The sequence below is a fragment of the Prevotella sp. P5-126 genome (genome assembly GCF_002251185.1).
In the GTDB taxonomy this organism is placed as follows: Bacteria; Bacteroidota; Bacteroidia; order Bacteroidales; family Bacteroidaceae; genus Prevotella.
Window position 1 is genome coordinate 26,815 of the sequence record NZ_NPIZ01000043.1, and the last position, 12,353, is coordinate 39,167.

Below are 12,353 nucleotides of genomic sequence, written 5' to 3' on the forward strand. Positions count from 1 at the left end.
TGATAAATGCCATCTGCCTTGGTCATCGACCGCACATGGACTGCCCCAAAACGTCAGCTATCACTGATAAAGCTTGAGGTCACTATCTGCGAATCCTCGTTCATGATGTTAAGTGAGAATTTCTTAATGCCCATCCTTACCGGAAGTGTGAGGTAATCGCCTGTTACTGACATTTCTCCACCGATGACCAACATCTCTGGATTGAAGATGTTGATGACGCCAGCCAACTGTTTGCCGAGTTCGTCAGCAATTGTCTGCAATGTAGCAAGACTGAGCACATCTTCTTTGTCGATGGCTTCCAGTAGGTCCTTTAGTGTGAGTTCCTCTTTTTGGTTGAGCACTTTATCCGAGAGGATAGAGGTCTTGCCATTCAAGATTTTCTCTGTCAGTTTTCTCTTAAGTGCCCTTCCTGAAACTTCTGTTTCTATGCAACCGATCTTTCCGCAATGGCAGATGATGTTATTATTATAGGCTGTCATGTGTCCAAATTCTCCAGAATATCCCGACTTTCCGTAGTAGGGTTTACCATCAACGATGATTCCGATAGCCAATCCCCAACATACATTGGCAAAGATGACATTCTTCAGTCCTTTGCTTCGTCCCTTGATAAACTCAGCAAATGTCATGCTTCTTGTGTCGTTTTCGATGCAGACAGGAATCTTTACGAGCTTTGTCAGTCTGCTTGCCAGCGAATCTTCAAGGAAGGTAAACATGTTGTAGGCATTTCCTTCAAAAGGATACACACGCTCTGCCACATTCACGCAAATTTGGAGGATTTCTTCTTTAGCGTAAGGAAGTGTAGCAATGAAATCGTTGATAATCTTAGCCATTTGCTCCAGATTCTCTGGAGTATTTTCGTATGTATAAGGAACTCTTATCTTTTCTGTTATCAGATTGCCGCAGAAATCGCTTGCAGCAAGAGCCAAACAGTCCATTTCTGGATTCACACCCACGAAATAGCCAGCTGCCGGCATGAGGTCATAGACCATTGGTATGCGTCCGGCAGAGTTATCTTTCTTCCCTGCCTCTCTTACAAGTCCTGCCTTCATTGAGTTCGTTGATGGCGCATGTAGTAGTAGGAAGACTTACTCCGACCGCCTTCGACATCTCAGGTATTGTAAAGGCACCTTGCGAGACAAATTTCTCCAATATACGCCCTTGAACTGAGGATTTCTTATTTATATTTTTAATATTTTTAATTATATCACAAAATATAAATAATATTTTTTATTTACAAAGATATTCTTTTTTTAATATTCATAACTACCATTTTATAGTTAATAAATCATAAACCGATAAAAATTATCTGTTTCCATCTAAACTTTTCAGCAACAATTCACCCCACACCTTATTATATATAGAATACAAGCAAAGAAGCACAGCCTTGTTTTTACACCAGCAAACGCATCATACGTTACACACCAGCAATTTCTCCCAGCATACTCCCATGACCTTCTGCTAATAAATGAGACTTACTTGGGAGGCAGTTGGGACTTACTTTGGATTTGCACAAAAACACCTCTCACACACTACCAACCACAACCCGAAGACATCCCGAAACCATCCCGAAGATAAAGAAAATCAATACACTTGTGAAAAACAAACCAAATTTTCACATGCAAATGACTAAAACCACAAACGCCCAATCTAACATCCACCATCCACAAGCCACTACAAACAGGCCCAGCACAAGCAAAAACGCAACGATTTCAAGCCATTAAGACCTCATCTCAGAAAAAAAATGATACGTTTTAGAAATATTAACCATAAAACGCTTGCATTATATGATAAAACTTGTAACTTTGTAAAATAAAATATTTTAGTTGTTTTATAACTGTTAATAAATTAGTTTATAAACGAGTATTTAGCACCCATCAACGGTATTACTCAAGCAAAAACAATAAGGCAATTGAATTATGGAATACGGCGCAAAATCTTTAGTGATAGGCTTGGATTTGGGAGGAACCAATTCCGTGTTTGGTGTTGTCGATAGCAAAGGCGAGATTATAGCCACTACTTCTATCAAGACACAAGCTTACCCAAGTGTAGATCAGTATATCATGGAATCTGTAAAAGCTATCAAACAGATAGCCGAACAAGTCGGTGGTATGGAAAAGATCCGTGCCATGGGCATTGGTGCTCCATGCGGTAACTATTACAAAGGCACTATAGAACACGCAGCAAATCTGGTTTGGGCCAAAGGTATTGTGCCATTAGCCAATATGTTTGTCAACGAATTAGGGATCCCCGTTGTAGTGACCAACGACGCCAAGGCAGCAGCCATGGGCGAGATGAAATATGGAGTGGCCGTTGGCATGACCAACTTTGTAGAACTGACATTAGGCACAGGCGTAGGTTCAGGAATTGTGGCCAACGGTCAACTCATCTACGGATTCGACGGATTTGCCGGAGAGTTGGGCCACATGATTGTTGAGCCAGACGGAAGACCCTGCGGCTGCGGCAGAAAAGGTTGCCTTGAAACCTATTGTTCTGCAACGGGAGTAGTACGCACAGCAATAGCCATGTTGGAAGAATCGCCAGAAGCCACCTCTGTGAGAGATATTGCCACCGACAAGCTCACATCATACGAAGTATATAAAGCAGCAATGGCAGGAGACACCATGGCTCAAGAAGTATTCAAACAGACAGGAAGAAGAATCGGTATCGCTTGCGCCAATATCGCAACATTCCTAAGTCCCGAAGCATTCATCTTCTTCGGCGGTCTTGCCCAGGCAGGCGAACTGTTGCTCCGTCCGATAGAAGAAGCGTATAACGAAAATGTCCTTTCATTATATAAAGGTAAGGCCAGATTCTTGATGAGCGGTCTTGATGGTGCTAAAGCCGCCATTTTGGGTGCCTCAGCCATAGCATGGGACTTAAAATAAACGACTAACAGACCTCATCAGATATATAACAACAACAGAAAGTTATCCTCAAGCCATGAATTGAACTAAACATGTTTAGCAAAACTGTGACGAGAGTATAAAGACTAAAAAGACATCCTATTTAAAATTGATATTGACTATGAGACTCAATCTTAGTTCACAGATCGTACTTAACAAAGTTCCAGTTGAATTCTACAAACCAAAGACTACCGTAGAATACTCCGAAATCTCCAGAATGGAGAAGATTCATACCGACATCTTTGCCTCTATGGCAGAAGGTGCCAGTCATGTTGCCGACGGAATCGAAGCCGGCATCAAAGCAGCACAACATGAAGGAAAGTTTTATGTAATGGCATTGGGCACAGGTTCGTCGCTCAGCGCAGTCTATGAAGAACTTATCCGCCGTTATCAGACAAAGAGACTGAGTTTCCGCAATGTAGTCGTATTCAACGCCTATGAATACTATCCGCTCCAGAAGGACAGTTCTATCCGCTGCATCAACCAGTTGAAGGAGCATTTCCTCGACCATATAGATATTGAAGAACAAAACATCTTCACACTCGACGGTTTTGTAGCGCAAGAGAGCGTACAGGATTGCTGCCGCCTTTACGAACAGCGCATCAAGTCGTTCGGTGGTTTAGACATTGCCCTTATCGGCATTGGCCGTTCAGGAAACATTGCAGCCAACGAACCAGGATCAAGCATCCAGTCGATGACCCGCATCATTCTGATAGGCAACATCTCACGTAAGGAAATGGAAGCAAGTGAGAAAACCAAGGAGACCATCCCTCCCTGCTCACTCACCATGGGTATTGCCACCCTGCTTTCTGCCAAGACCGTATATCTTACCGCGTGGGGTGAGGAAAAGGCAGAGATCATGCAGAAAGTAGTGGAAAACTCTTTCACCGACACACTTCCTGCGTCATTTCTACAGACTCACCCAGATGCTCATGTTGTTCTTGACTTAGGCGCAGCATGCCAACTTACCCGCATCGTACACCCCTGGCTGGTCACATCTTGCCAATGGACAGACAAGATGATCCGTTCTGCCTTGGTTTGGCTCTGCCAGAAAATCGGCAAACCCATATTGAAACTGACCAATAAAGACTATAACGAGAACGGATTGAGCGAGCTCTTGGCCCTATACGGTTCAGCCTATAACGCCAATATCAAGATCTTCAACGATCTGCAGCATACTATCACAGGCTGGCCCGGCGGTAAGCCCAATGCCGACGACACCTATCGTCCAGAGCGCTCTACCCCATACCCCAAGCGCGTCATCGTATTCTCCCCACACCCCGATGACGACGTGATTTCTATGGGCGGCACCATTCGTCGATTGGTACAACAGAATCACGACGTACACGTGGCCTATGAAACTTCGGGAAATATTGCTGTTGGCGACGAGGAAGTTACACGATTCATGCACTTCATCAACGGCTTCAACCAGCTCTTCACCGACTCTAAGGATAGTGTCATCTCTACCAAATACAAAGAAATCAAGTCGTTCTTTGCCAACAAGAAAGAAAGTGACTTCGATACTAAAGACGTGCTGACCATCAAGGGATTGATACGTCGCGGTGAAGCTCGTACCGCATGCACCTACAATCAAATACCCCTCGACCACGTACACTTCCTTGATTTGCCCTTCTACGAAAGCGGTAAGATAGAGAAGTTGCCTATGACCGAAAAGGACGTAGAAATCGTAAGAGCACTATTGCAGAAGGTAAAGCCTCATCAGATTTATGTAGCAGGCGACCTTGCCGATCCTCATGGCACACACAAGAAATGTACCGATGCGGTACTCGCAGCCATTGATCTTGAGAAGGAAGCAGGTGCTGAGTGGTTGAAAGACTGCCGTATCTGGATGTACCGTGGCGCATGGGCAGAATGGGAAATAGAGAATATCGAGATGTGCGTTCCACTTAGTCCAGAGGAATTGAGAGCAAAGCGCAACTCTATTCTCAAGCACCAATCCCAAATGGAGAGTGCACCATTCTTAGGCAACGATGAACGTCTGTTCTGGCAGAGAGCCGAAGACCGCAACCGCGCTACCGCAAAGCTCTATGACCATTTAGGACTGGCTTGCTATGAGGCTATGGAAGCCTTCGTAGAATACAAACCGCTATAAGATAAAACAACTAACAATACTATTCATGAACATGAAAAAGATTCATCAGATATTTTGTTCGTTGGCAGTTTGCGCTATAATGCTGGGTGGTAACACCACTCCAGCATGCGCTGGCGATGTCAACAGCATACGTCTTGACGAACATCGCGTGCGCTATCATATCCCATTGCCCGAACAGCCATGGGGTTCTTGCGACAAGGTCATCATCACTAAAGACACTACGGTGACCTTCACCACCTCACGTCCTATCAAGATGGTCTATACGCTTGACGGTACCACTCCTACTCCATCGTCAACCATCTACACCTCGCCCATCAAGGTAAGCGACAATACCATCATCAAGATTGCAACGGTTTTGCCTTCCGGCAAGATGAGCCGCATCAGAACAGTCAATATTGAAAAGCAGACCTATGCACCTGCCATTAAGATTGATGGTGCAAAATCTGGATTGCAGATGAGTCGTGTGAAGGGTAATTTCCTAAAGGTTGATGACCTGAACTGGACTGATGCAGAATGGGAAAAATCCATCATCAGCAATCTGGAACAGATTAAAATCCAGCGTAAAGATGATGGTGCTACGCTGCGCGGAGCTAACAATTACGCTGCTATTGCCGAAGGTTACATCAACATTCCTGAGGACGGAGTGTATTACCTCTCGTCGCGTCTGGAACAAGTATGGATTGACAACAAGCTCGTCGTCAACAACGAAGGCGACGTAAAGGCAAGTACGATGAACGACAGCTCTGTGGCATTGGCCAAAGGGTTACACCCCATCAAGGTCGTCTTCTTGGCAAATATCATTGGAGGATGGCCTTCATGGTGGAGCAGTACCGCTATTGAAATGCGTAAAGACAACGAAAAGGAGTTTACCGCTGTTGGTGGCTCTCAACTATTCAGATAATTTAAAACAATAATTATAGATCTATGAATTTCAGAAGAATTGTAAAAGTATCGATTTGCCTCGCCATGCTTTCTGTAAGTACTGGCCTATGGGCTCAGAATGAGTCACGCTGGCAAAATGTGGACATCAATCAGCAAAACCGCGAACCGCGTCGTGCATCTTTCTTTGCATACGAGTCGCAGGACAAGGCTCAAGGCTTTGACAAAAAGGAGTCTGCCAACTATCTTTCGATGGAGGGCATGTGGAAATTCAATTTTGTAAAGGACCACAACAAGCGTCCCGCAAAATTCTTTGCAGTCAACTATGACGATTCAAAGTGGAAAGACTTCCCCGTTCCCGGACTTTTCGAACTGAACGGTTACGGTGATGCCACCTATAAAAACGTGGGCTATGCGTGGGCAACTCAGTTTGACCCTAATCCACCTTATATCAGCGAGACCAACAACTATACCGGTTCTTACCGTCGCACATTCGACCTTCCCACGGATTGGAAAGGCAAAGACGTATATTTCCACGTAGGTTCTGCTACAAGCAACCTGACTCTTTGGGTCAACGGTAAGTATGTAGGCTATAGCGAAGACAGCAAGGTTGCTGCTGAATTCAACATCTCCAAATATCTCAAACCTGGCAAAAACCTGATTGCCATGCAGGTGATGCGCTGGTGTGACGGTTCCTATTTCGAGGACCAAGACTTCTGGCGCTTTACAGGTATCGCACGCGAAGTTTATCTCTATGCACGTCCCAAACTGCATGCTGCCGACATCCGCTTGGATGCTGGACTGGAAAACAACTATCGCGACGGTGTGTTGAACTATAACGTTTCGCTGAAGGGCGGTAAGACCGATGTTGCGATTGCCTTGTTTGACAAGGATGGCAAACAGATTGCCGAGGCCTCTGGAGCGCAGGGTACGATCAAAGTGCCTAACGTAAAGGCATGGACTGCCGAGACTCCCAACCTCTACAAAGCATTTATTACGCTGAAAAACAAGCAGGGCATATTGGAAGTGATTCCACAGAAGATCGGTTTCCGCAACGTGGAAATCAAGAATGCACAATTGCTGATCAACGGACAGCCTATCCTCATCAAGGGTGCCAACCGTCATGAAGTAGATCCAGACGGTGGTTATCTGGTTAGCGTAGAGCGCATGATTCAGGACATCAAGATTATGAAGCGACTGAACATCAATGCTGTTCGCACCTGCCACTACCCAGACGACCCACGTTGGTACGACCTTTGCGATGAATACGGATTGTATATCACTGCCGAGGCAAATCTCGAAACACACGGTATGGGCTACGGCGAGAAGTCGCTTGCAAAATTCCCAGAATACCTCCTGCCCCACATTGAGCGCAACGAAGGCAATGTGAAAAGCTTCATCAACCATCCTTCTATCATCGTATGGAGCTTGGGTAATGAGGGTGGCTATGGTATCAACTTTGAAAAAACCTATGATTGGGTGAAGGCACAAGATACCACACGCCCCGTACAGTATGATCGTGGCGGATACGACAGCAAGACTGACATCCATTGTTCTATGTATGTTGACTATAAAGGAAGCGAGAAGTATTGCCAAAGCGATGGCACAAAGCCCTTCATCCAGTGTGAATATGCCCATGCCATGGGTAACTCAGAGGGAGGTTTCAAGGAGTATTGGGATCTCATCCGCAAGTATCCAAAATACCAAGGTGGTTACATCTGGGACTTTGTAGATCAGGGTCTGCGCGACAAGAGCCCCATCACCGGTAAGGAAATCTTCACCTATGGTGGCGACTACGGTCGCTATCCTGCCAGCGACTACAACTTCAACTGCAATGGCATCATTGCTCCCGACCGTCGTTTGAATCCTCACGCTTATGAGATTCAGTATTATCATCAGAACATCTGGATTAACGATTTCGATGCTGTAAACGGTGCATTCAAGGTGTATAATGAGAATTTCTTCAAGACCATCGATAACCAGAATCTGACTGCCACCGTCTATGCCAACGGTCAGAAGCTCACCGTTGTTGAGATTCCAGAGGCAAAGGGTATCGCTCCTCAGACCACCAAATTGATCAAGAGCGACGCTTTGAAATATGCTATTGGTGAGGCTGAATCGAAACATGCCAAAGAGGAAATCACCGTCAACTTCGCATTTGCCAGCGACGGTACAGAAGCTCTGGTTGATAAAGGCCAAGTGACTTCACGCCAGCAATTCATTGTCAGCGAGTATCAGTTCGACAAGCTGGAGGCTCCTGAAATGGCCGAAGCACCTGCCAAAAACGGCAAGATGCAAGCTGCAAGCAACATTGAGGTGGAAGAAACCAACGCCTATGTGAAGGTGACTGCCAACAGAATGACTGTCACAGTTGGCAAGGCTACAGGTATGATTGACTATCTCGATGTGGATGGCGAACCCATGCTGAAGTTCCGCGAAAGCATGAAGCCTGAGTTCTGGCGTGCACCTACCGACAACGACTTTGGCGCATCTTTGCAGAAAGAGTTGCGCGTTTGGAGAAATCCACAGATGAAGTTGACCTCATTCTACAAGTCTGTCGGCACCGACAACGTGGTGCTTACCGCCCAGTTTGACATGCCTGAAGTGAAGGCACAGCTGATGCTTACCTATCGCATCAATACCGCCGGCGAGGTGATTGTCACCGAGAAGATGACCACCGACAAGGAGGCTAAGGTAGCCGATCTGTTCAGATATGGTATGCAGTTACAGATGCCCGAAACATTCTCTAAGTTGGAATACTACGGAAGAGGTCCCGAAGAAAACTATATCGACCGCCACTCTTCAGCCTTTATCGGTAAATATGAGGCTAACGTGAAGGATGAGTATTATCCATACGTTCGTCCACAAGAGAGCGGTAACCATACCGACATCCGCTATTTCTCTATCTTCAATCCCGCTACTGGCAAGGGACTGACCTTCGAAGGCAACGCCCCCATGGAGTGCAGCGCCATTCCATACCTGGTAGAAGATTTGGATTCTGGCATCAAGAGAGAGCATGCTTGGGGACAACATAGTGGCGACTTGGTAGAAAAAGGACTTGTTCAGCTTCACATCCAGCAACGCCAATATGGTTTGGGATGCATTAACAGTTGGGGAGCAAAACCAATGGAGAAATATCGTCTCCACTATGCAGACCGTGAATTTACCTTTAAAATAAAAGCTAAATAGGAAACACATTTGGCAAAAAACAGAACATTAGTATTGGAATTTTAGGTTTATTTTTAGGGTAAAACCGCTTGACCCATCCGCTGAGGACCAGTCAAGCGGTTCTTCTTTTTCCATTGTTATCTTTCTACGTATCCTATTTCTTCCGAATCATGATTTGCCTTGTTGCTATTTGACAATAAAACTAATAAATTTCCGGTACAACACGCCGAAGGTGACACACTATCATTTCTGTTTCCATAAGGACATATAGCTCCGAATATCACATTTTGGCAATTCTCTGTATTACAAAGCGTTATTGCCATATTCAACGATTCACATTCGGGTTTACAAAGCACCTGTCGAGCATCTGTCAAACACCCAACAATCGTGAGGTATACGTCCACACGTTGTAAACGAATATTATTTTCAGGGTTTTTCAAACCGCTGACAAAAGTATTATCCAACGTTTGACAAAGGCATTATCCAACGTTTGATAAAAGTATTATCCAACGTTTGATAAAGGCATTATCCAACGTTTGATAAGAGTGTTGTCAAACGTTAGACAAGAGCCTTTTCAACGTTAGAAACAAGTGTTGTCAGCTATTGGAAAAGGGTATTATCAAATATTGGGAGCAAGTATTTTATGATATTGGGAAGGGGTGTTATCAAGCGTCAACAACTTCATTTCATGCATCGGTTTCTATCGGGTTTGTAGTTTTAGAATGCTGTCAACAAATAATTATGGGTGGTCGATGGGTGGTCGAAATCGCCAATACAACACCATCGACCACCCGCCTAAAAACATTGTGCCTCAACATTTTATACCACACCGGTGGTCGAGTGGTCGATTTTTTGCAACATCGCGTGCGCATGCGCGTGAGAGGAATGCACCAAAGCCAACTGATATTTCATTTGGTTATATAATGACTTCAGGCATCTTCGTGTGTTGCAAAATCATTTTCAATTAATGCGTTTGCTGCGTATCCGACTTTTGTTTGCACGTACCGTATTATAAGAAATGCCCATCGTCTTTGCCACACTTTCATCATTATAGCCAAGACGATAAAGGGTTTCAAAGAACTGGAGCTTTACCGAGAGGCGGTTATAATCAGTTTCGAGATGCAACACAAAGTCTGGATCCTGACTACGATAGTACTCCATAAAATTTTGGAAATCTTTCTTGTCCCACATCACCACGGTATCGCCACGTTTGATATGTTCGTAACAACGGCGTCCGTCAACCATTATCTGGTTGTGCTTATGATGGAGATCGAAAATATTTCGAGTCAGTCTCTTTACTTCTTTCTTCGATTTGATTTCATTCTTTGCCATGACCGTCGCCCGCTCATGCATCTTTTTCATATGCCATTTGCTACGTCGGACTATGACAAAAGAGAGCAACGCAACGGAGATAAGTCCCATTGTTACGGCAATAATGATAAAGAGCAAACGTATCTGTTCATCTACCGAATTCATCAGAGCGAGGTCATTGTCTGCCTTATACTCGGCAGCTTCCGCAAGCGAATGTCTCGACAATTTAGTCAAACTATCATTCAAGGTGATGATCTTAGAAGCCAATTGGTCGGCCAATACCATATTGTTGTCTTGCTGTGCATACTGTCGCAAGGCTTTTTGTATCGTCACTTGCTGTTGCAGGGTGGCATTGTTCTGTGCCTGATGCCATTCTGCCACAGCCCGTTCGGTGTAACCTTGGCTCTCATAGAGTTGTGCCAGAAGAATACGACAACGGGGACTGGATTTGATTTGCAAAGCTCGCCGATAACATCGCAAAGCCTGGTCGGGCTTTCCTTCAGTGAGCATTCCCTGCGTGGTCCATAGCAAGGCACGATGCTCATCATCCATTATTTTCTGCTTTGTTTGCGCTCGTTTCTGATAGTATGCAGCACTATCGTTCTTGTGAAGCACGGCATAATTGGCTGCCATACGAGTAAATGTGTGAGCCACCCATTGTGGATTGTTCACCTGTTGAGCAAGCATAAGCCGGCCATAATCGTAGATCAGCGAGGTTTTACTATTATCGTTTTCAAAGTGGAAAAGGCTTAATGCAGTCAGTATGCGATATTTCAATCTGCCGTCACCAGTATGTTTTGCAAAGTCTTCTGCTATCCTTTCATCACATATAGCATTAAACACATATCCTTTATTATACTGTACCAAAGCCTCATAATGGTAGGCGTAAGCTATAAGACGCTCGTTGGACAACAACAATGTCAATCGGTCCATCCGTTGTCTATCATCACATCCTCGTCCTGTTTCGACAGCAGCCGCCACCGTCAACAGTTCATAATATGCAGAGTCTTGGCAACGTTGTATATCACCGATTTTCATCGTAGAAAGCATAGCAACGGCAGAGTCTGTCATACCTTCATCCAATAGGCAATCGACAGCCACAAGTTGTCGATGTTCACTACTCAGACAGCCTACAAGGGTGCCAAGCAATGTCAATATACATAGTAACAATTTCATTTGTGCTTGCCTATTGTTATTTCGGCATCAAAGTTAAGCTTTTTCCGTTAAAATCACAAGGGAATATTACTTCTACATGTTGCAATTTTCGCATATAGTCTTTTCTATTATTCGCTACAACCACTTCATATTCTGACTTTTACAAACAGATAACAGATGCAACATTTGATATATTAATATATGTTAAATGCTTTTTCGCTAAAAAAAACACTTATAATTTTGCCACAGCAACAACATTATTATCGCTTATTTACAAATAAATGATGTACACATCAATAATAATTAACTTAAAACAATAAAAAGAAAATGAAAAAAACATGCTTAATTATGTTAGCAACAATGATAGGTATCATTTTTGCGTGCAAACCTTTTGCAGAGAACAGCTCACAGTTTGATCAAAACAAGGTATATCAAAAAGAGCTCAAGTCATTTTATGAAAAACAATGTTCATTATGGAACAAATTCAACACCAAATCCTTCACTAGGACAGGAGACTTAAATAGTGTCATAGGTTATGACGAATTTGAAAATGACGAACTGTTCCAGCAAATCAAAATTGATTTGATAGCATTTTGTAAGGAACACCAAGATATTTTGAACTATAATTTAGAAGAGGAACAACAATATCAGAATATTAACGAACTTACAATTGATGAACGTAATTCTTTATTAAATCAAAGTGCCTCACACGAGTTTTGTCATACTATTCAAAATATAGAAAATGGTGACTATTCAATTATTGATATTGAGAGCATACTAGCCAATCCGTCATTAAGCCCTAAAGAGCAATTATGTTTGATTTA

7 protein-coding genes are annotated in these 12,353 nt (G+C 43.9%); 5 read left to right on the forward strand and 2 right to left on the reverse strand.

Annotated features, from left to right (window positions below; translation table 11 throughout):
* Nucleotides 1-53 precede the first annotated feature (53 nt).
* Entirely contained in the window at nucleotides 54-1,049 is a 996-nt protein-coding gene (locus CIK90_RS03985; RefSeq protein ID WP_094464399.1) for an ROK family protein, read from the reverse strand.
* A gap of 867 nt (nucleotides 1,050-1,916) precedes the next feature.
* Here CIK90_RS03985 and CIK90_RS03990 point away from each other — a divergent pair.
* From CIK90_RS03990 to CIK90_RS04005, 4 genes are all read left to right on the forward strand, one after another.
* Entirely contained in the window at nucleotides 1,917-2,885 is a 969-nt protein-coding gene (locus CIK90_RS03990; protein ID WP_094464400.1) for an ROK family protein, read from the forward strand.
* Between the two features lie 139 nt (nucleotides 2,886-3,024).
* Entirely contained in the window at nucleotides 3,025-5,016 is a 1,992-nt protein-coding gene (locus CIK90_RS03995; protein ID WP_094464401.1) for a glucosamine-6-phosphate deaminase, read from the forward strand.
* Between the two features lie 31 nt (nucleotides 5,017-5,047).
* Complete coding sequence (locus CIK90_RS04000) at nucleotides 5,048-5,917, forward strand: chitobiase/beta-hexosaminidase C-terminal domain-containing protein (RefSeq protein WP_158216025.1); 870 nt, start codon at nucleotides 5,048-5,050, stop codon at nucleotides 5,915-5,917.
* Nucleotides 5,918-5,940: 23 nt separating this feature from the next.
* On the forward strand, nucleotides 5,941-9,084 hold the full coding sequence (locus tag CIK90_RS04005) for a glycoside hydrolase family 2 TIM barrel-domain containing protein (RefSeq protein ID WP_094464402.1): 3,144 nt from the start codon (nucleotides 5,941-5,943) through the stop codon (nucleotides 9,082-9,084).
* A 939-nt stretch (nucleotides 9,085-10,023) separates the two neighbouring features.
* On the opposite strand, the gene CIK90_RS04010 is transcribed toward CIK90_RS04005, so the two are convergent.
* Complete coding sequence (locus CIK90_RS04010) at nucleotides 10,024-11,550, reverse strand: hypothetical protein (protein WP_094464403.1); 1,527 nt, start codon at nucleotides 11,548-11,550, stop codon at nucleotides 10,024-10,026.
* 306 nt (nucleotides 11,551-11,856) lie between these two features.
* Between CIK90_RS04010 and CIK90_RS04015 the strand changes: the two genes are divergently transcribed.
* The coding region (locus CIK90_RS04015) for a hypothetical protein (RefSeq protein WP_144007219.1) at nucleotides 11,857-12,353 on the forward strand (497 nt) is incomplete at its 3' end.